Source organism: Delftia tsuruhatensis (assembly GCF_903815225.1).
Lineage (GTDB): Bacteria > Pseudomonadota > Gammaproteobacteria > Burkholderiales > Burkholderiaceae_C > Comamonas > Comamonas tsuruhatensis_A.
The window spans coordinates 2,640,298-2,663,354 of the sequence record NZ_LR813084.1 but is presented as its reverse complement, the minus strand read 5'-3'; the positions used below and the strand labels follow the sequence as shown (position 1 = coordinate 2,663,354).

General features: G+C 70.1%; 18 protein-coding genes. 7 read left to right on the top strand and 11 right to left on the bottom strand.

Going from position 1 to position 23,057, the window contains the following annotated elements; genetic code table 11:
* Positions 1-11 precede the first annotated feature (11 nt).
* A complete protein-coding gene (locus L1Z78_RS12025) occupies positions 12-3,212 on the top strand; it encodes a tetrathionate reductase subunit A (RefSeq protein ID WP_234641716.1) in 3,201 nt (1,066 codons plus the stop codon).
* A gap of 9 nt (positions 3,213-3,221) precedes the next feature.
* Here the strand turns inward: L1Z78_RS12025 and L1Z78_RS12020 are convergent, their stop codons facing one another.
* The 8 genes from L1Z78_RS12020 to L1Z78_RS11985 form a co-directional block, all read right to left on the bottom strand.
* Positions 3,222-4,634: an efflux transporter outer membrane subunit gene (locus L1Z78_RS12020; protein WP_234641715.1), complete on the bottom strand. Its 1,413-nt coding sequence runs from the start codon at positions 4,632-4,634 to the stop codon at positions 3,222-3,224.
* On the bottom strand, positions 4,631-5,782 hold the full coding sequence (locus L1Z78_RS12015) for an HlyD family secretion protein (protein ID WP_234641714.1): 1,152 nt from the start codon (positions 5,780-5,782) through the stop codon (positions 4,631-4,633). The genes L1Z78_RS12020 and L1Z78_RS12015 overlap by 4 nt, the downstream gene beginning before the upstream one ends.
* A 29-nt stretch (positions 5,783-5,811) precedes the next feature.
* On the bottom strand, positions 5,812-7,587 hold the full coding sequence (locus L1Z78_RS12010; protein WP_234641713.1) for an MFS transporter: 1,776 nt from the start codon (positions 7,585-7,587) through the stop codon (positions 5,812-5,814).
* A 1-nt stretch (position 7,588) separates the two neighbouring features.
* Positions 7,589-8,137, bottom strand: a complete 549-nt coding sequence (locus L1Z78_RS12005) for a TetR/AcrR family transcriptional regulator (protein ID WP_234641712.1) — start codon at positions 8,135-8,137, stop codon at positions 7,589-7,591.
* A gap of 89 nt (positions 8,138-8,226) precedes the next feature.
* Complete coding sequence (locus L1Z78_RS12000; RefSeq protein WP_234641711.1) at positions 8,227-9,144, bottom strand: RluA family pseudouridine synthase; 918 nt, start codon at positions 9,142-9,144, stop codon at positions 8,227-8,229.
* Between the two features lie 12 nt (positions 9,145-9,156).
* Positions 9,157-9,573 (bottom strand): putative toxin-antitoxin system toxin component, PIN family, encoded by a 417-nt coding sequence (locus tag L1Z78_RS11995; RefSeq protein ID WP_234641710.1) that lies wholly within the window; start codon positions 9,571-9,573, stop codon positions 9,157-9,159.
* On the bottom strand, positions 9,570-9,797 hold the full coding sequence (locus L1Z78_RS11990; protein ID WP_234641709.1) for an AbrB/MazE/SpoVT family DNA-binding domain-containing protein: 228 nt from the start codon (positions 9,795-9,797) through the stop codon (positions 9,570-9,572). Before L1Z78_RS11990 ends, L1Z78_RS11995 begins: the two co-directional genes overlap by 4 nt.
* A gap of 64 nt (positions 9,798-9,861) precedes the next feature.
* On the bottom strand, positions 9,862-10,626 hold the full coding sequence (locus L1Z78_RS11985; protein WP_234641708.1) for a GntR family transcriptional regulator: 765 nt from the start codon (positions 10,624-10,626) through the stop codon (positions 9,862-9,864).
* A gap of 114 nt (positions 10,627-10,740) precedes the next feature.
* On the opposite strand from L1Z78_RS11985, the gene L1Z78_RS11980 reads away from it, so the two are divergent.
* The 6 genes from L1Z78_RS11980 (at position 10,741) to tsaA (ending at position 17,284) form a co-directional block, all read left to right on the top strand.
* Entirely contained in the window at positions 10,741-11,535 is a 795-nt protein-coding gene (locus tag L1Z78_RS11980; protein ID WP_234641707.1) for an SDR family oxidoreductase, read from the top strand.
* A 49-nt stretch (positions 11,536-11,584) separates the two neighbouring features.
* The gene (locus tag L1Z78_RS11975; RefSeq protein ID WP_234641706.1) at positions 11,585-12,517 is read left to right on the top strand and encodes a 3-keto-5-aminohexanoate cleavage protein; all 933 of its coding nucleotides are present in this window, start codon (positions 11,585-11,587) and stop codon (positions 12,515-12,517) included.
* A 56-nt stretch (positions 12,518-12,573) separates the two neighbouring features.
* Positions 12,574-13,911 carry an MFS transporter gene (locus L1Z78_RS11970; protein WP_234641705.1) on the top strand — a complete coding sequence of 446 codons (1,338 nt, stop codon included), beginning with the start codon at positions 12,574-12,576 and terminating at the stop codon, positions 13,909-13,911.
* A gap of 144 nt (positions 13,912-14,055) precedes the next feature.
* The gene (locus L1Z78_RS11965) at positions 14,056-16,275 is read left to right on the top strand and encodes an AsmA family protein (RefSeq protein ID WP_234641704.1); all 2,220 of its coding nucleotides are present in this window, start codon (positions 14,056-14,058) and stop codon (positions 16,273-16,275) included.
* A gap of 149 nt (positions 16,276-16,424) precedes the next feature.
* Positions 16,425-16,787: a winged helix-turn-helix domain-containing protein gene (locus tag L1Z78_RS11960; RefSeq protein ID WP_234641703.1), complete on the top strand. Its 363-nt coding sequence runs from the start codon at positions 16,425-16,427 to the stop codon at positions 16,785-16,787.
* Positions 16,784-17,284 carry a tRNA (N6-threonylcarbamoyladenosine(37)-N6)-methyltransferase TrmO gene (tsaA, locus tag L1Z78_RS11955; RefSeq protein WP_234641702.1) on the top strand — a complete coding sequence of 167 codons (501 nt, stop codon included), beginning with the start codon at positions 16,784-16,786 and terminating at the stop codon, positions 17,282-17,284. Before L1Z78_RS11960 ends, tsaA begins: the two co-directional genes overlap by 4 nt.
* A gap of 19 nt (positions 17,285-17,303) precedes the next feature.
* Here tsaA and L1Z78_RS11950 read toward each other — a convergent pair whose 3' ends face one another.
* The 3 genes from L1Z78_RS11950 to imuA are packed head-to-tail and all read right to left on the bottom strand — an operon-like array spanning position 17,304 to position 23,022.
* Positions 17,304-20,666: an error-prone DNA polymerase gene (locus tag L1Z78_RS11950; RefSeq protein WP_234641701.1), complete on the bottom strand. Its 3,363-nt coding sequence runs from the start codon at positions 20,664-20,666 to the stop codon at positions 17,304-17,306.
* On the bottom strand, positions 20,659-22,152 hold the full coding sequence (locus L1Z78_RS11945; protein ID WP_234641700.1) for a Y-family DNA polymerase: 1,494 nt from the start codon (positions 22,150-22,152) through the stop codon (positions 20,659-20,661). Before L1Z78_RS11945 ends, L1Z78_RS11950 begins: the two co-directional genes overlap by 8 nt.
* A 6-nt stretch (positions 22,153-22,158) precedes the next feature.
* A complete protein-coding gene (gene imuA / locus L1Z78_RS11940) occupies positions 22,159-23,022 on the bottom strand; it encodes a translesion DNA synthesis-associated protein ImuA (RefSeq protein WP_234641699.1) in 864 nt (287 codons plus the stop codon).
* Positions 23,023-23,057: the final 35 nt, after the last annotated feature.

Below are 23,057 nucleotides of genomic sequence, written 5' to 3'. Positions count from 1 at the left end.
GAAAGCAATCCATGACCGACAAGAAGAAACTCCCCCAAGCTCCCGAAGACCGGCTGGATGCCGAGGCCGCCCGCCGCCGCCTGCTGCTGCGCGGTGGCCTCACCGCCGGTGGGCTGGCCGCCTTTGCGGCCGGCTACGGCGAGACGCTGGCGCGCGGCGCCAAGGGCCTGGTGGCAGGCACCTCGGGCACGCCCACGGCCAGCGCCACGCGCGGCAATTCGCTGACGCCGGAGTTCCGCATCGACCCGGCCACAGGAGCGCTCTCCACCCAGCCCGGCCAGGTGGTCAGCCCCTCCAGCTGCCTGGGCTGCTGGACGCAGTGCGGCGTGCGCGTGCGTGTCGATACGGCCGGCAACCGCATCCTGCGCGTGGCAGGCAACCCCTACCACCCGTTGGCCACCACGCGGCCAGCCGCCATGGAAGAACCCGTGCGCGAGGTCTACGCCAGGCTGGGCAAGGAGCTGGGCCTGGAGGGCCGGGCTACGTCCTGCGCGCGCGGCTCGTCCATGCTGGAGCACCAGAGTGCGCCGCACCGCGTGCTCACCCCGCTCAAGCGCGTGGGCCCGCGCGGCAGCGGCCGCTGGCAGCGCATTTCCTTCGAGCAGCTGGTGCAGGAAGTCTGCGAGGGCGGTGACCTGTTCGGCGAAGGCCAGGTCGAGGGCCTGCGCGCCATCTGGGATACCAGGACACCGCTGGACGCGGACAACCCCGAGTTCGGCCCGCGCGCCAACCAGCTGCTGGTGACCGACGCCTCCAACGAAGGCCGCGCCCAGCTGCTGCGGCGTTTCGCGGGGCCGGCCTTCGGCACGGTGAACGTCAGCAACCACGGCGCCTACTGCGGCCAGAGTTTCCGCGTGGGCGCGGCAGCGGCGCTGGGCGACCTGCCCGGCATGCCGCACGGCAAGCCCGACTGGAGCCGTGCCAGCTTCGGCCTGTTCATCGGCGCGGCGCCTGCGCAGTCCGGCAACCCCTTCCAGCGCCAGGGCCGCGAGCTGGCCGAGGCCCGCTCGCGCGAGGACAACCGTTTCCGCTACGTGGTGGTCTCTCCCGTGCTGCCGACCTCGTCCAGCCTGGCTGCGGGCAGCGGCAACCGCTGGCTGGCCGTCAAGCCGGCCAGCGACCTGGCCCTGGCCATGGCGCTGATCCGCGTCATCCTGGACGAGACGCGTTATGACTCGGTCTTCCTGTCCCAGCCCGGCCCCGCCGCCATGCAGGCGGCGGGTGAGGCGTCCTGGAGCAATGCCACGCACCTGCTGGTCAACGAGCCCGGCCACCCGCGCCATGGCAGCTTTCTGCGCGGTGCGGACCTGGGCTGGGCCCTGCCTGCACCGGCCGAAGAGGGCAAGCCGGCCCAGGACGTGTTCGTGGTGCAGCGCGCCGACGGCAGCCTGGCGCCCCACACCCAGGCCGAGCCTGCACAGCTGATGGTGCGCACCCGCGTGGCCGTGCCCGGCCTGAAGGCCGAAGGCGCGGACCAGGCCCCCGAGCTGCCGGTCTGCTCCTCCCTGGCCAAGCTGCATGAGCAGGCCAGCCTGAAGACGCTGGATGAATACGCCGCGCTGTGCGGCGTGGCGCGCGGCGAGATCGAGACACTGGCGCGCGAGTTCACCAGCCATGGCAAGCGCGCCGTGGCCGATGCGCATGGCGGCACCATGAGCGGCTCGGGCTTTTACACCGCCTACGCCATCAGCATGCTCAACACGCTGGTGGGCAACCTCAACGTGCAGGGCGGCCTGGTGCTGGACGCCGGCCCCTTCGGGCCCTTCGGCCCCGGCCCGCGCTATGACTTCGCCAACTTCGACGGCAAGGCCAAGCCGCGCGGCCTGGCGCTGTCGCGCCACCGCCAGCCCTACGAGAAAAGCGCGGAGTTCCAGCGCAAGCGCGAGGGCCAGCCCGGGGACAGCAAGGCCTACCCCGCCGCCCAGGCCCCGTGGTACCCGGCCGTGGGCGGCCTGTCCAGCGAGATGCTGGCCAGCGCGCTGGCCGGCTACCCCTATCGCGCCAAGGTGTGGATCAACCACATGAGCAATCCCGTCTACGGCATAGCCGGCTTTCGCAATGCGCTGGTGGACGATCTCAAGGACCCGAAGAAGCTGCCGCTGATCGTCTCCATCGACCCCTTCATCAACGAGACCAGCGCGCTGGCCGACTTCATCGTGCCCGACACCGTGACCTATGAAAGCTGGGGCATCTCGGCGCCCTGGGCCGACGTGGTGGCCAAGACCTCCACCGTGCGCTGGCCGGTGGTGGAGCCCGCCGTGGCACGCACGGCCGAGGGCCGCCCCGTGAATGTGGAGAGCTTCCTGTTCGCCGTGGCCGCCAGGCTGGGCCTGCCGGGCTTTGGCGAAGGCGCCATCAAGGATGCCCAGGGCCGGCCGCTGGCCCTGCACTCGGCCGAGGACTTCTTCATCCATGCGCTGGCCAACGTCGCCTTCGCCGGCGACAAGGCCGTGCCCGCGGCCAGCGACGACGACATGGCCATCACCGGCGTGGACCGCCTGGTGCCCGCGCTGCGCCAGCGTCTGAAGGAGGACGAATGGCGCCAGGTGGCCATGCTGCTGACACGCGGCGGGCGCTTCGACAGACTCGACGATGCCTGGAAGGACGGCCAGGTGCGCAAGGCCCATCCGCATGCACTGCAGGTCTGGAGCGAGGAGCTGGCCCGCATGCGCCACGCCATGACGGGCGAGCGCTACAGCGGCTGCCCCACCTGGTATCCGGCGCGACTGGCCGACGGCAGCGCCATGCGCACGCATTTCGGCGAGGACCAATGGCCGATGCTGCTGACCTCGTACAAATCCAACCTCATGAGCTCCATGTCGATCGCGGTCTCGCGGCTGCGCCAGGTGCATCCGCACAACCCGGTCTCCCTGCACCGCGAGGACGCGCAACGGCTGGGCATCGCCAACGGCGACACGGTGCGCATCCGCACGCCGGGCGGCGCGGTGACGGCCGTGGCCATGGTGCGCGACGGCGTGATGCCGGGCACGGTGGCCATGGAGCACGGCTACGGACACCGGGAGCTGGGCGCGGGCCGGCACAGCATCGATGGCCAGCCCATGGCCGTCAACGCCGAACACGCCAACGGCGTGAACCTCAACGACCTGGGCTTTGCCGATCCGACACGGGCCGGCTGCAAGAACGTGTGGGTGGACTGGGTGTCCGGCGCCGCCGTGCGCCAGGGCCTGCCCGCGCGGATCGAGAAAATCTGACCAGGGCCTTCAGGGCGCAGAGGCAGCGGCCTGCCAGCCGCCGCCCAGCGCCTGGTAGAGCGCGATGGCATTTTCCAGCTGCCCCAGGCGCAGGCGTATCACCTCCTGCTGTGCCTGAAAGAGATTGCGCTGGGCATCCAGCTCTTCCAGGTAGCTGGCGTAGCCGGCCTCGTAGCGGTCCCTGGCAAAGCCCAGGGAACGCTGCAGCACGGCTTCGCGCTCGCTGGCGTGCTGCCACTGCGACTGCAGGCGCTGGGTGCCGACCAGGGCGTTTTCCACATCGGCCATGGCCTTGAGCACCACGTTGCGGTAGGCATGGGCCGCCTGGTCGCGCTGGGCCGTGGCGGCATCGAACTGGCCCTGCAGCCGCCCGCCCGTGAACAGCGGCGCCAGCACGCTGCCGCCCAGCGCCCAGACGGTGGCCGGATGGTATTGCAGCGCATTGACCAGCAGGCTGCCGGCGCTGGCCGTCAGCGAGACCTGGGGCAGGAAGGCCGCCCGCTGCAACGCCATGGCTTCATCGGCGGCGGCCAGCTGCAGCTGGGCCCGTGCGATATCGGGGCGGCGCTGCAGCAAGGCCGAGGGCAGGCCCGCGGCCGGCGCCTGCGGCAGCTGCAGCGCCTGCACGGACGCCTGGCTGTCGGCCATGAGCGCGGCCGCGTCGGCATCACCCTCGCCGCCGGCCAGCAGCAGCAGGGCCGTGCGCTGGCGCGCCAGCGACAGTTCGAGCTGCTCGACGGCCTGCTGCACGCTTTGCAGTTCCGCCTGGGCCTGGGTGCGCTGCAGCTGCGAGATGTAGCCCACGCTGACCTGGTCATCGGCCAGGCGCAGGGCATCCTGGCGCGACCGGGCCGTGGCCTGTGCCACCGCCAGTTGCTGCTGCAGCGCGCGCAGGCCCACATAGGCCTGGGCCGTGGTTGCGGCCACGGACAGGGCCACGGCGTCGCGGTCGGCCTCGCTGGCCTGCAGGCGCAGCGCGGCGGATTGTTCCTGGTGGGCGATGCGACCCCAGAGGTCGGGCTCCCAGCTGGCCTGCAGGCCGGGCTGCACCGAGCGTGTATGCGTGAGGCCGCGCGCGCCCAGGCTGCGCCCCGTGGAAGCACCCGCCGTGGCCGAGACCTGCGGCAGGCCGGCCGCGCCCGCCACATCGAGGTTGGCACGCGCCTCGTCCACGCGCGACAGGGCCAGCAGCACATCGCCGTTGCGTGCCTGGGCCAGTTCCACCCAGCGCGTGAGCAGGGGGTCGCCAAAGGCCTGCCACCATGCAGCCTGAATCTGGGCTGGCGCCCCCTGCCCCGCCACGCTCCATTGCGAGGGCAAGGCCGGCCGTGCGGCATCGGGCGCCTGGCTCAGTGGCGGCACGCTGCAACCGGCCAGCGCCAGCGTGCAGGCCAGGGCTGCAGCCAGCGAACGCGCGGTCATGGCCGGGCCTCCTGCGCCGTATCCAGGCGCACCACCACCGACATGCCGGCCCGCAGGCGGGCGGCCTGTTCCTGGCCCTCGTCGATGGCGATCTTGACCGGCAGCCGCTGCACGACCTTGGTGAAGTTGCCGGTGGCGTTGTCGGCCTTGAGCACGCTGAACTCCGAGCCCGTGGCCGGTGCGATCTCCTGCACGCGCCCCGTCAGGCGCGCGCCGCCCAGCGCATCCACGCTGAACTGCACGGACTGGCCGATGCGCACCCGGGCCGTCTGCGTTTCCTTGAAGTTGGCCACCACCCACAGCCGCCGGGGCACCACGTACAGCAGTTGCGAGCCGGCCGTCACGTACTGCCCCACGCGCACGCCGGCCTCACCGACCTGGCCGTCACCGGGCGCATGCACCACGGTGTTGTCCAGGTTGATGCGGGCCTGGCGCAACTGGGCCTGGGCCATCTGCACCTGGGCTTCGAGCGAGGCCCGGTTCACGGTCGTGGCCTTGATCTTCTCGGCATTGATTTCGATGTCGGCGCGTGCCTTGGCCACGTTGGCGGACGCCAGGCGTGCCGTGGCGCGCACCTTGTCGCGCTCGTTGAGCGAGACCGAGCCGCGCTCGGCCAGCGCCTGCACGCGCTGCAGCTCGGCGCCGGCGCGGTCGGCCTCGGCCTGCACGGCCTCCAGGCCCGCGCGGCTGGCGCCCAGCGTGGCGCGGTTCTGGGCCTGGGTCTGGTCGGCATTGGCCAGTTGGGCACGGGCATTGGCCAGCTGGGCCTCGGCCTGGGCCACGGCGGCCTCGTAGGTGCGCGCATCGATGCGCACCAGCGGCTGCCCGGCCTTGACGTTCTCGTAGTCCTGCACCAGCACCTCGGTCACATAGCCGCTGACCTGGGGCGCGAGCACGGTGACGGCGCCGCGCACATAGGCGTTGTCGGTGCTCACCACGGTGCCCGCGAAGGGGAACAGGTTCCAGGCGCGCAGCACCAGCAGCACGCCGGCCAGGGCGACCGCGACCATCACCAGCACGCTGCGCAGCGAGGGCTTGATGAGCTTGGGGGAAGGCGAGGACGGCGCCGTGGGTGGCGCAGCAGGAGCCGTTGCGGGCGAGGCAGCGGTGGCGGCCGTGCCGCCGTCGGAATTTGTGGAGTCACTCATGTTGTTGTCTTTTCTCTGGGCGAACGGTTTCAGGCGCGGGCGACCGGCTGGGTGGGCGGCTGGCCCGGTGCGTCCTGCGGGGCGGCGGCATCGGTACCGCGCATGGCCGATGCATCAGCCGCGGCGGCGCGCATGCGCTCCACGAAGGCGCGCTGGCGCGCGCGACCGGCCAGGGCCAGCGACCACAGCAGGTAGAGCACGGCAATGCCTGCCGTGAGCGCGAACACGTCGTTGTAGGCGCGCACATGGGCCTCGCGCCGCGCCGCCTGGGCCAGCTGGGCCATGCCCTGGGCGGCGCGTAGCGCCGGGTCGGTGATGACGCGGGCCAGGCTTTGCTGCTGCTGGCGCAGGCGGTCGGCCACGATGGGATCGGTGGGATCGACGCCGGCCACGATGGCGGCCGAGTACACATGCTCGCGGTGCATCTGGTAGGTGCTCAGCAGGGCCGAGCCCATGAGCGCGCCCATGGCCTGGGTCATGGAAATGGTGACGATGGCCGTGAGCATGTAGTGCGCGCCGAACTTCAGGCCCTGCACCACGCCGATCAGCATCAGCGGCCCCATGAACAGGCCCGCGCCCACGGCCATCAGGAACTGGCTGCCGAAGAAGTCCTGCGGCCGGTCGAAGCTGGTGCGGCTGTGGTCCAGCCATGCGGCCAGCGCGAACAGCACGATGGAGCCCACGATCTGCCGGCCCATGTTCTCCAGCCCGAAGGTCAGCGCCGACACCGCGATGCCCACGATGGTGCCCAGCAGGATGACCACGAACAGCGGCTGCATCTGGTCCACCGTCATGCCCAGCATGCGCTGCATGCCGATCACGCCATAGGTCTGCTCGCTCGTCAGAAAGCGCAGCAGCAGCGCGCCGATGACGAAGCGCACCGTGGGCGCCAGCACGAACCAGCGCGTCTGCAGCATGGGATTGCGACGGTGGTGCTCGATGTACAGCGCCAGGCTCAGCAGCACGATGGCGCCGATCAGCATCCAGGCCAGCCAGGGCGTGTCCAGCCACCAGCGGTTGTAGCCCTGCACCAGCACGGCGATCAGCAGGCCCATGCCCGGAACCATGAGGAAGAAGGTCAGGAAGTCCAGCCGCTCGAAGCTGCGGATGTGCACGCCGGGCGGCAGCTTGAGAACCACCACGCCGGCGAAGGAGATCAGCGCCAGGCCGGCCTCGAACAGGTAGAGGTTGTGCCACTCGCTGTTGAGCAGCAGGCCTGGCGAGAGGATCCAGGCCAGCGGCGTGGCGATCTGGCCCAGGCCCACGCCGATGACCAGCATCTTGAGCACGTATTTGCGCGGCGCGGCCTGCAGCATGTAGAGCGTGCCCAGCGTGCTGCAGGTCGCCCCGGCCAGGCCGCTGGCCGCGCGCAGCATCAGCAGGCTGGCGTAGCTGCCCAGCACCAGGTGCAGCAGCGTCAGCACGGCGTAGACGCCCAGGCCGATCTCGGCGAACAGCCGCATGCCGAACTGCTGTCGGAACTTGTAGACCAGCAGGTTGGCCGTCATGTTGAGCATGACATAGGCGCCGGTCAGCCAGGCGGCCTCGGTGGCGGTCAGGCCCATCTGGCCCTGGATGGTGGGCAGATTGGCGGTGAACAAGGCATTGCCCAGGCCGCCCGTGAGCGCCACCAGCACGGCGATCAGGCCATAGGCGGCACGCACTGCCGGCTGGTGCAGCGGCATCGACGGCGAGCCCGGCAGGCTGGGCTTTTCGTGCTCTTCCCAGTCCGGCGGGGGCTTCAGGTAGACAACGGGGGGCGACGGGGGCAGCACGGGCCCCGGTGGAGTGGGCGTGGTGGCCATGTCAGGCCTTCAGGCCTTGCCAGACGATCTGCAGGGCCTTGCGCGCCAGGCTGCGTCGCTGCTGCGGCGTCTCGCCGCGCAGCGAGGCGCCCAGCATGCCGAAGACCAGGGACAGCTCGGACTGGGTCAGCGGCTGGCGGCATTGGCCGCAGGCCACGGCCCGGTCCATGGCCGGGCGAAAGATCTGCCACATGGAAACGCGGGCCTGGGCGATGACCTCGTCGCCGCGCTCCACCGTGCGCCAGTAGTCGGTGATGGGGGCCGAAACCGCGATGCGCTCGGCCAGACGGGACAGCAGCTTGTAGAAGGCATCGTCGTCCTCGGCCATGGCCTCGGCCGCGATGCGCATGTTGTCCAGCGAGCGCTCCAGCAGCGCCAGCATCAGCGCGCGCCGGTCGGGAAACTGCCGGTACAGCGTGGCGCGGCCGACCTCGGCACGCTCGACCACCAGGTCCAGCGGCGCAGTCACGCCGTGCTCGGAAAACACGGCATCGGCCGCGTCCAGCAGCTGGGCGCGGCGGATATCGGCACTGGGTCTCTTGGAAGTCATGCGGGCAATTATCGGACAAAGTTGTCCGTTATATGTCCGCAGGAAGCTATCCCATGCACACACCATGGGATACACCGGAACCTGAAAAGCTACAGATCCGCCAGCGCCAGCAGCGTACGGCGGCTCTCGAAAGACCGGGGCTGGCCGGTCAGGGGATCGTCGAAGGCCAGGCTGCGCGCCAGCAGCTGCAGCGGGCGCGAGTAGTCGCCCTCGGGCATGTCGTGCACCTCGGGGTAGAAGCCGTCGCCCCACAGCGGCAGGCCCAGGGCCGCCATGTGCACGCGCAACTGGTGGCGCTTGCCGCTTTCCGGCTCCAGCCGGTAGCGTGCCCAGCCACCCTCCTGCTCCAGCACCTGCATGCGGGTGCGGGTGTTGGGCGTGCCCGGCACCTCGTGCATGCGAAAGAAATGGCCGCTTTCCTCCATGCGGCTTTCATGCACGCGCGGAAACTCCAGGTCCGCTCGCCAGGGTGCGACGGCCTCGTAGGTCTTGTGGATGGCACGGTCGCGGAACAGCGCCTGGTAGGTGCCGCGCGTGGCGCGCTGCACCGAGAACACCACCAGTCCCGCCGTGTCGCGGTCGATGCGGTGGATGGGGGACAGCTCCTGCAGCCCGAACGCGCGCTTGAGCCGCACCAGCAGCGTCTGCTGCAGGTACTTGCCGGCCGGCACCACGGGCAGGAAGTGCGGCTTGTCGGCCACCAGCAGATGATCGTCGCGATGGATGACTTCGGCCTCGAAGGGGATGGCCGGCTCGGCCGGCAGTTCGCGGTAGTAGTAATAGCGCAGCCCCGGCGCGAAGGCCGTGTCCGCCTGCGCGGCCCGCCCGTGCTCGTCGACGACTTCGCCCAGCGCCATGCGCCGCAGCCAGTCCTCGCGCGCCACGGCCGGCAGGCGCTCGGCCAGGAAATCGATCAGCAACCCGCCGCCCTGGCTGGGCAGCACCACGCAGCTGGGGCTGACGCCGTCGCGTATGGGAAGAACCTTGGGGTCGTGGGCGTTGTGCATGAATTGCCGCTCTCAGCGCTTGTGCCGCACCGCCCATTCATCGGGCATCACGATCATGCCGGGAAAGCTGTCACGCAGCGCCAGCAGGTCGCCGTCGCCCGTGATGAGCGCCTGGGCCCGGCCTGCATGCGCCAGAACCAGGAACACCTGGTCCTTGTCGTCCCGGCACAGCGGCAATGCAGGCCAGGGCTGCGGCAGTGTGACGACATCGGCCCAGGGAAGGAAATCCTCCAGCAAGGCCTGTTGCTCGGCCGCTGCCAGCTTGAACTTCGGGTAGGCGAGCACACGCAGCAATTCGCTGGCTGTTTCCCTGCAGACCAGGGGCTGCAATTGCTGGTGCTGCCAGGCATGGCGTATCCACGCAAGACGGCCGGACGTGAACAGCAGGGCAGAGAGCACGACGTTGGTGTCCAGGACGACGCGCATCATTCGCGCGCCCAGGAGGTCGCCTCCTGCACATCCTCTTCGGTGATGCCCAGTTGCTGCAGCTTGTCGCGGACAGCCTGTGCGCGCTGGACGGGCTGCACATGCACGGGCGTGAGCACGATGCGGCCGTTTTCCACGGCCACCTCGAAATACTCGGCGGCCTCCACCTCGGCCACCACGGCCTTGGGCAGGGTGATCTGGTTCTTCGATGTCAGTTTGGCTAGCATGGCCGGCTCCTGCAGATGAAAGAAAACAAGGAAATCTTACTTCCTTGCTTCATTCCTCTGCCGCTCATCGGCTTTTGTCACCTGCCGAGGCTGGGCCGGTCAGCCCATTCCCGCCATTCGCGCCGTTCAACCCGCTGTCCGCTGTCACCAGCACGCCCGCCGAAACGATGTAGTCGGCCGCGCTTTCGATGTCGCCGCGCAGTGCCTCCTTCGCGGCCGCCGCATCGCCGCGACGCAGGGCCTCGACCAGACGCGCATGGTGGCCGACTGCCACCTGTTCGCTCACCCTGCGCGAGCCCGAGCGCATGTCGTGGTTGAGGATGGGGCCTATGCGCAGCCACAGCGCCTCGATCATCTGCAGCAGCATGGGCATGCAGGCCGCGCCGTAGACCGCGAAGTGGAAATCCTTGTTGAAGGCAATGAGCCGCGCGCCGTCCGGCGAGGCGCTGGCCATCTCGGCCGCAAAGCGGTCCTGCAGCGCTGCGATGCGTTCCAGCCCGATGGCCGGCAGTTGCCGTGCCGCCTGCTCCGCGGCCAGGCCTTCGAGGTTGACGCGGATGCGCGTGATCTCGCGGAAGGCGCTTTCCGTCATCAACGGCACGCGCAGCGCGCGATTGGGCGTGAGTTCCAGTGCCTGCTCGGCCACCAGCCGGTGCACGGCCTCGCGCACCGGCATGACGCTGACGCCCAGGGCGCTGGCCGTGGTGCGCAGCGAGATCTGCTCGCCCGGAAACATCTGGCCCGTGATCAGCAGTTCGCGCAGCTGTGCATAGACATCGCTGCTGAGCGTCTGGCGCTTGAGCGGGGTGACGAGTTCATTGATTGCCATGCCGGCCATCGTAGCGCAGGCCGCAGGTGTTCAGGGTATTCACCATATTTGATCTGTGATCACAGATACAGAATCCAGCATCGAACCTTTCCTCTTTTCCCAAGGAGTATTCGCATGTGGAACAACGATCTTCTGGCGGGCCAGCGCGTCCTGGTGACGGCGGGCGCGGCGGGCATCGGCCTGGAAATCAGCCGGGCCTTCGCCAGCGCTGGCGCGCGCGTCATGGTCTGCGATGTGGCCGCGGCCAGCCTGGTCGCGCTGGCCACCACCCTGCCCGGCACCCATGGCTGCCTGGCAGATGTCTCGGATGCCGCCCAGGTGGCTGCGCTGTTCGAGGCCGTGGACCGCGCGCTCGGCGGGCTGGACGTGCTGGTCAACAACGCCGGCGTGGCCGGCCCCACGGGCGCGGTAGAGACCTTGGAGCCTGCCGACTGGCAACGCACGCTGGATGTGAACATCACCGGCACCTTCCTGTGCACACGGCTGGCCGTGCCCCGGCTGCGCGAGTCGGCACGCCAGGGGCGGCAGACGGCCATCGTCAACCTGTCCTCGGCGGCGGGACACCTGGGCATGCCGGGCCGCTCAGCCTATTCGGCATCCAAATGGGCCGTGATCGGCTTCACCAAGTCGCTGGCCCTGGAGCTGGGGGCCGACGGCATACGCGCCAATGCCATCCTTCCGGGCGCCGTGGACGGCCCGCGCATCCGCGACGTCATCGCAGCCAAGGCCCGCGCATCGGGGCGGCCGCTGGAAGATGTCACGCGCGACTACACCCACCAGGCCGCGCTGGGCCGCATGGCCACGGCACGCGACATCGCCCACATGGCCGTGTTTGCCGCAAGCCCCATGGCCTGCCATGTCACCGGCCAGGAGCTGGCCGTCGACGGGCTGACGCAGGCCCTCAGCTGAGCACCCGCCACTCCAACCCTCTTTCGCCCTTCCCTCTCAAGGACACTCCATGGCCACCCGCACCAAAGCCATCATCACCTGCGCGCCCACGGGCGCCATCCACACCCCCAGCATGTCGCCCCACCTGCCCGTGACGGCCGAGCAGATCGCCCGGGCCGCCATCGATGCGGCCGAAGCCGGCGCCGCCATCGTGCACCTGCACGCACGGGACCCACGCGACGGCCGCCCTTCGCAGGATCCCGCGCTGTTCCGTCCGTTTCTCGCCTCCATCAAGGCCGGCTGCGATGCCATCGTGAACATCACCACGGGCGGCAGTCCGCACATGACGGTGGAAGAACGCATGCGGCCTGTGACCGAGTTCCAGCCCGAGCTGGCCTCGCTGAACATGGGATCGATGAACTTCGGCCTGTTTCCCATGCTGGAGCGATTCCGGAACCTGGAGCACGCCTGGGAACGCGAGCATCTGGAAAACAGCCGCAACCTGGTCTTCAAGAACACCTTTGCCGATATCGAAGGCATCCTGCGGCTGGGACAGGCCCAGGGCACGCGCTTCGAGTTCGAGTGCTACGACATCAGCCACCTGCACAACCTGGCGCATTTCGTGGAACGGGGACTGGTGCAGGGGCCCGTGTTCGTGCAGTCGGTGTTCGGCATCCTGGGCGGCATCGGCGGGCACCCCGAAGACCTGATGCACATGCGCCGCACGGCCGACCGCCTGCTGGGCGACGGCTACCAATGGTCCATCCTGGGCGCCGGGCGCAACCAGCTGCCGCTGGCCACCATGGGCGCCGCCATGGGCGCCCATGTGCGCGTGGGGCTGGAAGACTCGCTGTGGATAGGCCCGGGCCAGCTCGCCACCTCCAGCGCCGAGCAGGTGCGCCGCATACGCACCGTCCTGCAGGCACTGAACATCGACGTTGCCACGCCCGCCGAGGCACGCCAGATGCTGGGCCTCAAGGGCGCCGCCAACGTGGCCTTCTGAGCCATTGCCCGCCCACCAGACCTGCCAACGGTCCCGCCTTCAAGGAGACAAGCACCATGTCCAGCCATTCCGTCCATGCGCCCCCGTCCACTCACGGCGGCGCGGCCAGCGGCGCCAGCACGGCGCTCAACGCCAGAATCTTCCGCAGGCTGATGCCGCTGCTGGTCCTGTCCTATGTGATCAGCTTCATAGACCGCACCAACATCGCGCTGGCCAAGACGCATATCGAGGTCGACCTGGGCATCTCGGCCGCCGCCTACGGGCTGGGCGCGGGGCTGTTCTTCCTGAGCTACGCCCTGCTGGAAGTGCCCAGCAACCTGGTCATGCACAGGGTGGGTGCGCGGTTCTGGATCACGCGGATCATGGTGACCTGGGGGCTGCTGTCGGCCGGCATGGCCTTCATCACCGGAGAGACCTCGTTCTATGTGATGCGCGTGCTGCTGGGCGCCGCCGAGGCGGGGCTGTTCCCCGGCGTCATGCTCTACCTGACCTACTGGTTCGGCCGCGAGGAGCGGGCCCGCGCCATCGGCTACTTCCTGCTGGGCGTGTGCATTGCCAACATCCTGAGCGGCCCCGTGGGCGGCGCCCTGCTGCAGATGGATGGCCTGCTGGGCTGGCACGGCTGGCAGTGGATGTTCGTGATCGAGGGACTGCCCGCCGTGGGCCTGGCCTGGGTGGTCTGGAAGAAGCTGCCCGACGGCCCGGCCAGCGCGCCCTGGCTGACGGCCGCCGAATCGCGCCAGGTGCTGGAACGCCTGCAGGCGGAACAGGCCCAGCAGGCCCACGCGGGCCAGGTGGGCCATTCGCTCAGGGACTGTCTGGCGGACCGCCAGATCTGGCTGGCCATCTTCGTGTACTTCTGCCACCAGATCAGCATCTACACCGTGATCTTCTTTCTGCCGGGCATCATCGGCACCTATGGCTCGCTGTCGCCGCTGCAGATCGGACTGCTCAACTCCGTGCCCTGGATCGCGGCCGCCATCGGGGCGGCCTGGCTGCCGCGCTTTGCCACCAGCCCGCAACGCTGCCGGCGACTGCTGCTGGCAGGCCTTCTCGTCATGGCCGCAGGCCTGCTGCTGGCGGCCGGCGCGGGCCGCACCGGCCCCGTGCTGGGGCTGCTGGGCTTTTGCCTGACGGCGCTGATGTTCTTCGTGGTGCAGTCCATCGTCTTCCTGTTCCCGGCCTCGCGGCTGGCGGGCGCGGGGCTGGCTGGCGGCATCGCCCTGGTCAACACCTGCGGCCTGGTCGGCGGCTTCATCGGCCCCACGGCCATGGGCCTGATCGAGCAGGCCACGGGCAGCACGAGGAATGGCTTGTTCATCATCGCCGCGCTGCTGGCGGTGGCCGCGCTGGCATCCACCTGCCTGCGCCAGGGCCAGGAGACAGCACGATGACAAGACAGGCCGCGCCGTCCGCCGACGTGTAGGCCAACCTCCTGAATGCGGGCCTGCCGGTGGCGCGCCCTCACGTCCCGGGCCTTGGCAGGCGATTTCACGGCGCTAGGATGGACCGAACTCCATTTCGCAGCCTCCTGCGCCATGACCGCCATCGAGACCCGTCCAGCCGCCGCACCCATGCCTGCGCCAGAGCCTTCCGCCCCGCCCCGCCGCCGCTGGGCGCGCGCCCTGCTCTGGACCGTGTCTGCCCTGGCCATGCTGGTTGCGCTGCTCGTGGTCCTGATCGCCACCTTCGACTGGAACCGCGCCAGGCCCTGGATCAACGAGCGCGTCAGCGAGGCCACGGGCCGGCACTTCGCCATCGAAGGCAATCTGCGCCTGCGCTGGACCTGGCCCCAGCCGCTGGACCAGGGCTGGCGCCACTGGGTTCCCGGTGTCACCGTCGAGGCCGGCCAGCTGGCGCTGGGCCAGCCCGAGGGCTGGCAAGTGGAGCAGGCACCGGACAAGGGCAGCGCCGATCTGCCCGCCCTGCCCGCGCCGCCCGACCACCTGAACAAGGGCCGCCTGCCACAGGACAAGGCCGCCCAGTCCAGCCGGGCCAACCGTGACATCGACCCCGACAGCATCGCCCTGGCCGACGAGAAGATGGCCCCGCCGGCCCGCGACGCGGCCACCATGGCCACGGTGGCGCGCGCCACGGCCAGCCTGCGGCTGTGGCCCCTGCTGGGCCGGCATGTGCTGCTGGACCATCTGCAGCTCGAAGGCCCGGACCTGGTCTTCGCGCGCCGCAAGGATGGCAGCAACAACTGGACTTTCGAGCGGCCCGAGACCTCGGGCCCGCGCTGGCGATTCCAGGTCGCGCAGCTGAGCCTGCGCAGCGGGCTGGTGGGCTGGAGCGACGGCATGCGGCAGATGGCGGTACGTGCGCGCCTGGACAGCCTCGTGCAGCCGCCCAGCGCCGAGTTTCCCTATGGCATGCGCGTCGGCCTGACCGGCCACATCGCCAAGGCCACCATCGAGGCCCGGGGCCTGGTGGGGCCGGTGCTGGACCTGCAGTCCGGCAGCGCGCAATTTCCCGTCAGGCTGTGGGCCAGCGCCGGCAGCCTGCATGCCCAGGCGCAGGGCACGCTCGACAACCCCAAGGCGCTGGAGGGCATGGATCTGCAGGTGCGGTTGCGCGGCGCCAGCATGGCCGACCTGTTCCCGCTGACCGGGCTGCTGCTGCCGCGCACGCCTGCCTTCGACACCAACGGCCGCCTGGTCGGCAGCCTGCAGCCGGGCCGCGCCGTCTGGGCCTACCAGGACTTCGAGGGCCGCGTCGGCCAAAGCGACCTGCGCGGCGCGCTGCACTACACCTCGGGCGAGCCCCGCCCCCGGCTCACGGGCGACCTGGCATCGCGCAAGCTGCGCCTGGCCGATCTGGGCCCGGTGATCGGCGCGCCTTCGACCCAGCAGGGCCAGAAAAACAAGGAAGCGGCCAGCGGCAAGGCCCTGCCCGCCCAGCGCTTCGAGACCCGCGCCTGGACGGCCATGGACATGGACCTGCGTTTCAGGAGCGACCGCATCGAGCGGCCCCAGGCCCTGCCCATCGAGGACTTCAGTGTCCACGCCATCATGGACAACGGTGTGCTGCGCCTGTCGCCGCTGCGTTTCGGCATGGCCAAGGGCAAGCTCGACATCGATGCGGTGGTCGACAGCGGCCCCCAGCCCGCCAAGGCCAACCTCAAGGGCCGCGTGGAAGGCATGCAGTTGTCGGCGCTGTTCCCTGAGATCGAACTGATGAAGAAAAGCCTGGGCCGCATGGACGGCGTCCTGGCGCTGGAGGGCCGCGGCCAGTCCATCGCCGAATGGCTGGGCAGCAGCTCGGGCGACATCCGGCTGTATGTGCGCGACGGACGCTTCAGCAAGCAGTTGCTGGACCTGGCCGCACTGAATCTGGGCAGCGTTGTCGTGGCCAAGCTGTTCGGCGAGGACAAGGAAGTGCAGCTCAACTGTGCCGTGGCGGATTTCAGCGTGCAAAAGGGCCTGGCGCGCACGCGCAACGTCAAGCTGGCCACGCCCGAGGCCATCGTCGAGGCCACGGGTCAGATCAGCCTGGCCCAGGAGACCATGGACCTGCACATCAAGCCGGAGTCGCTCAAGTGGAAGTTCTTCTCGCTGCGCACGCCGCTGTACGTGCGCGGCAGCTTCGCCCACCCCCAGGTCGGCGTGGAGCCCGGCCCGTTGCTGCTGCGCGCGGGTGCCGCCGTGGCTGCCGCCATCGCGGCACCGGCCGCGCTGGCCCTGGTGCCGCTGACGGTGCCTGCCGCCGAGGAGGATGCGCAGTGCCAGCGCATCCTGGCCGAGGTGACCAGGCGCTGAACCCTGCCGGCATGGGCCGACCGTAGCCCGCCATAGCAGGAATGCATTGCGTATTTTCACTAAGGCCCCGGCCGGGCGCAGGGCGCGGATTTCGCTTAGGCTTGATCGTTTGCTTTTCCTGAGCCTGCTTTTTCCGCTTCCGTTTTCCCATGACCTCCAAAGTCCAGTTCCGCCTGCGCGTATACAACGACGGCACCATCGCCATCGGCCCCGGCAAGGTCCAGTTGCTTGAAGCCATCGCCGAAGCGGGCTCCATCTCGGCCGCCGCGCGCGCGCTGGGCATGTCCTACCGCCGCGCCTGGGTGCTGGTCGATGAGATGAACCGTGCGCTGCAGACGCCGGCCGTCAACACGGCCGCGGGCGGGGCGCATGGCGGCGGCGCTTCCCTGACTTCCACGGGCGAGGCCATCGTGCGCCACTACCGCGCCATCGAGACAACGGCGCGCATGGCGGCAGCGGCCGACATCGCCGCCCTCACCCGCCTGCTCAACCCGCAGGGCACGGCCGCATGAGCACGGCAGCCGACAGCCCGCAGGCCATCGCCTGCCGCCCCATCGCCTGGGTGCGCAGCCGCTTCACCGATCCCGTGGGCATGCCGATACAGACCGCCGGCGCGCCCGACGAACCGGGACGCATCGAGGTGCTTGCCGAATTCGAGGCCGGCCTGCGCGACATCGAGGGCTTTGACTACCTGATCCTCGTCACACACCTGCACCAGGCCGTGGAAAAGCTGGAGGTCGTCCCCTTCATGGACGACAGCAGCCATGGCGTATTCGCCACGCGCGCCCCGGCGCGCCCCAACCGGCTGGGCCTGTCCATCGTGCGTCTGGTGCGGCGCGAGGAGCTGGTGCTGTACTTCCTGGGCAACGACATGCTGGACGGCACGCCCGTGCTCGACATCAAGCCCTATGTGCCCAGGCTGGATGTGCGCCAGACCGAGCGCATCGGCTGGTTCGGCAAGCGTATCGACCAGATGCCCGACATCCGAGCGGACAGCCGCATGGCCTGAGGCTGCTTAGGCAGCACCCTCAGTGGAAATTGCGGCTCGCCACGCCCGAGCCGCCCAGGCGGCCCAGCCAGCGGCTCATGTCGCGGGCGCGGTGCACGATCAGGTGGCGCACCGCCGGCGCGTCCACGGGCGCCGGCCCATCGTCCGGCCGCTTGCCCCAGTCGGCGCTGCTTTGCCATTCGCCCTCGACCGCCAGCAGGCGCGAGCCCAGCAAGGGCTCGCTCCAGCGCGTGACCGTATCGGGCCAGACCACGAGGTTGACCGTGCCTGTCTCATCCTCCAGCGTGATGAAGAGGGTGCCCTTGGCCGTGGGCGGGCGCTGGCGCACGGTGACGATGCCGCAGGCGCGCACGCGCAGGCCCGGCAGCGTGTCGCGCAGCTCCAGCGCCGTGCGCAGGCCGTGGCGGCGCAGGCGGTCACGCAGCAGGGCCAGCGGGTGGCGGCGCAGGCTCAGGCCCGTGGCCGCGTAGTCGAACAGGATTTCCTCGCCCTCGGGCGCGGCCGCCAGTTGCACGGGCGCCTCATGCACAGGCACACCCGCGAACAGCGGCGGCTGCACCTGCAGGGCCGCCGCATCCCACATCTGCTGGCGGCGGTGGCCTGAAAGGCCCTGCAGCGCATCGGCCGCCGCCAGGGCCTGCAGCTCGGCGCGCTGCAGCCGGGCGCGCAGGGCCAGGTCCTCGGTGCTCCTGAACGGCGCCTGGGCGCGGACCTGCGCCACGCGCTCGCCGGAAGTCTTTGGCAACTGCGCCACCATGCACAGTCCCAGGCGTACGGCCGGCTGTGGCAGCTCGACGCCGGCAATGCGCTCATGCGGTGCCTCCAGCGTACAGTCCCAGTCGCTGTGGCGCACATCGATGGGCAGCACGCGCACGCCGTGGCGGCGCGCATCCTGGATCAGCTGCGAGGGGGTGTAGAAGCCCATGGGCTGGGCATTGAGCAAGGCCATCAGGAAACAGGCCGGCTCATGGCGCTTGAGCCAGGCGCTGGCATAGGCCAGCATGGCGAAGCTGTAGGCATGGCTTTCTGGGAAGCCGTATTCGCCAAAGCCCAGCATCTGGCGGAAGATGGCCTGGGCAAATTTGGCGCTGTAGCCATTGGCCAGCATGCCGTCGATCAGTTGCCGCTCGAATCGGTGTACGCCGCCCTTGCGCCGCCAGGCGGCCATGGAGCGGCGCAGCTCGTCGGCCTCGCCCGCCGAGAAATCCGCCGCGATCATGGCGATCTGCATGACCTGCTCCTGGAAGATGGGCACGCCCAGCGTGCGCTCCAGCGCCTTCTTGAGGGCGGGCTTCTCCAGAACCAGCGCATCGCCCTGCCGCTGGCGCTCGCGCGCCTGCAGATAGGGATGGACCATGCCCCCCTGTATGGGCCCGGGCCGCACGATGGCGACCTCGACCACCAGGTCGTAGAACTCGCGCGGCCGCAGGCGCGGCAGCATGCTCATCTGGGCACGGCTTTCGATCTGGAAGGTGCCCACGGTATCGGCGCGGCAGATCATGTCGTAGGTGGCGGCATCTTCCCGGGGGATGTCGGCCAGTTCCCAGCGCACGCCGCGCAGCGCGGCGCGCGCATCCAGACTGCCGCGCAGCACGGTGAGCATGCCCAGGGCCAGCACATCGACCTTGAGCAGGCCCATGGTGTCCAGGTCATCCTTGTCCCACTGGATGACCGAGCGTTTCTCCATGGTCGCGGGTTCCACGGGCACGAGGCGCGTCAGCGGTCCCTCGGTCAGCACGAAGCCACCCACGTGCTGGCTCAGGTGGCGCGGGCTGTCGCGCAGTTGCAGGGCCAGCTCCAGCCACAGCCGTGCGCGCCGGGGTGACAGCTGCGGGCATGCATCGCCCAGCCGCTCACGCAGCCGTGCCAGGCGCAGCAGCTTGGAGCGCACCCAGCCCAGGGCGGGATCATCGGGTTCGGGCTCGGCCGCTTCGTCCTCGGCATCGCTGAACCAGTGGTGCTGCCGGGCCATGGCATCGATCAGCGCCGCATCCACGCCCAGGGCCTTGCCCGCATCGCGCAGTGCGCCGCGCGTGCGCCAGCAACTGACCACGGCCGTCAGCGCCGCACGGTCACGGCCATATTTTTCGTAGATGTACTGGATGACGGTCTCGCGCCGCGCGTGCTCGAAGTCCACGTCGATATCTGGGGGCTCGCTGCGCTCGCGGCTGATGAAGCGCGCCATCAGCAGCGTCTTTCCATCAGGGTCCACGGCCGTGATGCCCAGGCAGTAGCAGACGGCGGAGTTCGCGGCCGATCCCCGGCCCTGGCACAGGATGCCTTCAGTGCGCGCATAGCGCACGATGTCGTGCACGGTGAGGAAGTACATCTCGTAGCCGCATTCGGCGATCAGTTGCAGCTCATCCTTCAACTGCCTGGCCACCAGCTCGGGAATGCCTTCGGGATAGCGCCCCGCCGCTCCCTGCCAGGTATGCCAGGCCAGGGTCTGGCGCGCATCCATGCCGGGCAGCACGGTTTCCTGCGGATAGTGGTAGCTGATCTCACTGAGCTTGAAATCGCAGCGCGCGGCAATCTGCAGGCTTGCATCCAGCATGGCGCGCGGATAAATGCCGCCCAGCCGCAGCCGCGAGCGCAGATGCCGCTCGGCATTGGGATGCAGCGCGAAGCCGCACTCGGCCACCGTGCAGCCCAGGCGCAGCGCCGTCACCAAGTCCTGCAGCGGCTTGCGCGAGCGCGCATGCATGTGCACGTCGCCGCAGGCCACGCAGGACAGGCCCAATAACCCTGCCACGTCCTGCAGGCTTTGCAGCCACAGGCTGTCGTCGGGCGCCAGCAGCAGCTCCACGCCCAGCCAGCAGCCCGGCCCCAGCTGCGCCACGGCGGCCTGCACGGCCTCGGCCATGGCGGGCACATCACCGGGCAACAGCTGCGCACGCTGCGGCACAACGATGCATTCGCAGCCTTCACGCAGCAGATGCCAGGGGCTGTCCGCATCGACCAGGTACTGGCCCTTGTCGGCACGGGCGCGCGCTGCGCTGATGAATTCGCAGAGGTTGCCCCAGCCGTTCAGATCGCGCGCCAGCGCCACCACGCGCAGCGGCCCCCAGGCGAATTCGCTGCCATGGATCAGGGCCATATCGCAGTCGCGCGCAGCCTCGAAGGCGCGCACGGCGCCGGCCACCGAGCATTCGTCGGTCAGGGCCAGCGCCTGGTAGCCCAGGGCCTTGGCGCGCTGCACCAGCTGGGCGGGCGAAGAGGCGCCGCGCAGAAAACTGAAGTTCGACAGGCAGTGCAGCTCCGCATAGCCGGGCAGACCCGGACCCGATGCCATGCCGGACACCGGCCCGATGGCCTGCGGCGGGGGCTGCAGCCGCTGCAGCTGCGGGGGCGGCGGCTGCAGCAAGATGTCCTGTTCAGCCATAGATGCCTTGCGCAAACCAGGCGGCGGGCGACAGCAGGGCCGGCATGCCTGGCAGCCGCTCCGATGCAGGCGCACGCTCGCGGTAGATCCAGACATGGCCGACAGCCGCGTTGCTGGCCACGAAATAGTCGCGCACGGCCAGCGCCGCATCGGCCTGCGGCTCTCCCCACCAGCCGGCCTCCAGCCGATAGGGGCCGGCCAGCAATTGCAGCGGCCCCTGCCAGCAAGGGCGGCTGCCCTGCAGGAGCAGCGGCTGGGGCGGATCGAGCAGCCAGGGCGGCAGCAGGCCCTGCCAGGGGTTGGCAGCCTTGCGCGCGTGCGCGGGCCGCCTCGGTGCCTGCGGGGTCTGCAAGGACTCGCAGGCCGGTGTCCAGCGCTGCATGGCCTCGGGCCGGTGGTCCGATTGCAGTTGCGCCACCCGCACGCCCTGCGCACCACGGCGGGCCGAGACGCGCTCCACCCATTCATGCCAGGCCATGCCGCTGGCCCCACCCGCCGCGCCTGCCGCCTCGCCCAGCGGCGCCGGGCCGGGCGCGGCCGGTGGCAGGCAACTGCCGGCATCGGCCGCGAAAGGCGCGGTGTCCAACGCCACCAGCTCCAGCATGTCCGCAGGCGCGCGCCAGGGCGTGCGGGCCAGGCGTTCGCGCAGCAGGCGCTCCATGTGCTCCAGCGCCTGGGCAGGCCGGGCCGTGCGGATGTCCAGCGCTTCCCAGGCCGGCAGCTCCGTGCCGTCCACGCGCCGCAGATCGTGGTGCCAGCGCAGTTGCAGGCCCAGCACGCCCTGGTGGCGGGCCTGCAGCCAGGCCTGCAGCGCACGCAGCAGGGGCCGGGCGGCCTGCAGCAGGGCCTGGGCGTCGCTGGCCGGATAGCCCAGGTCGGCGCGCAATGCGAAGTGCTCGGGCAGTTCCAGCCAGTCAAGCGCATGGGGGCTGCTGCCATAGGCCTGGTCCAGCGTCAGCAGGGCCGGCAGCCCGATGCGCCGCGCCAGGCCCGCGCGCGGCAGGGCGCGCAGGTCGCCCCATCGGCGGCAGCCCATGCGCTCCAGGGCCGGCGCATGCGGCTCCAGTGCGGGCAGTGTCCAGATGGGCAGTGCGTCGGCAGACGGCCAGGGCTGGCGCGAATCCGTGTCCTGCATGCGCCAGCGCAGACGCGCCAGCGCCTGCCACGCCGTGGCGCCCCGGGCCCAGGACAACATCCGGGGGGCGTCCGCCTGCCCACCCTCGAGCTGCTGTTCACGCAGCGCGCGCAGCAGGCCCAGCAGCATGGTCTGGCGGCCACCCCACAGGCGCTCCACGCTGCCCACCTCCATCAACGCCACGGCCTGCCCTTCCCCGTACCAGAGCGCCACGCGCGGCGTCCAGCGCAGGGCCCACCAGGCCTGCCGGGCACAGGCGTTGCCCCCGCCATCACCGTCGCCATGATCATCGCCCTGCGCGCCATGCAGCGGCCACGCGATCCAGTGCAGTGCTTGATTCGACTGTGCCATGGCATCTCACCCCAGGGTGTGCGCTGCCGCCTGCAGGGCAGGCGCCCCGGCGGGCAGCAATTGCCCGTGTCCATGAAGCCAGCGCTGCGCCTCGTCCGCCTGCCGGGTGCGCCGCTGGGCCTGAGCCTGCAGCACGTCCTGCCAGGCCCAGTGGTGCAGCGGCAGCTTCAAGGGGTGCTCCAGCGCAGGTCCTCGGCGCTTGAGCAACTGCACGCGCAGGCAGGCCGGCGTGCCGCCTTCGCCCGGCTCTGTCTCCACGCGCAGCCGCAGCGGCGCGGGCGAGGCCACCGTCTGCAAGGCGGCCGAGGCCTCGCGCCACAGCCACAGAATGCGCCCCTGGGCAGCGGCCGCCCATTGCAGCCGGCGCAGCGTGGCCATGGGCAGGCCGGCCGGCAGCCAGGCCAGCACGGCCAGCACATCACGGCAGCGCAGTGCCTGCTCACAGACCCAGGCCAGCCCTGTGCCATCGCCGGCCGGGTGGGCACTGGGGTGGGTGTCGGCCTCCACGCAGCACAGCCGGTGCGCCTCCACGCCTGCCGCGTCCAGGCCCGGCGCAAAAGGCCTGCAAGGCGGCGCCACCAGCACCACCTGCCCCGCGCTGCGCTGCATCAGGGCCGCCAGGCCCGGCAGCAACAGCGACCATTCGGCATGGCCATGCGCAGGTTGCAGCAGCTCGACCATGGCGCCCAGCGGCCAGCCCCCGCCCGGCAATTGCGCATCCAGCAGCGCATGGCCCGAAGGCTGGACCCGCTGCTGCAGCGCCTGCTGCCAGCCATCGCCACGCCACACGCCCTGCAACTGGGTCAGCACACGCGCCGCGCCCGCCATGGGGGCGGACTGCGCAGGTTGGGAGGCGTGGGACGTGGTCATGGGGAAAATCTCAAATACTGTATAAATATACAGCA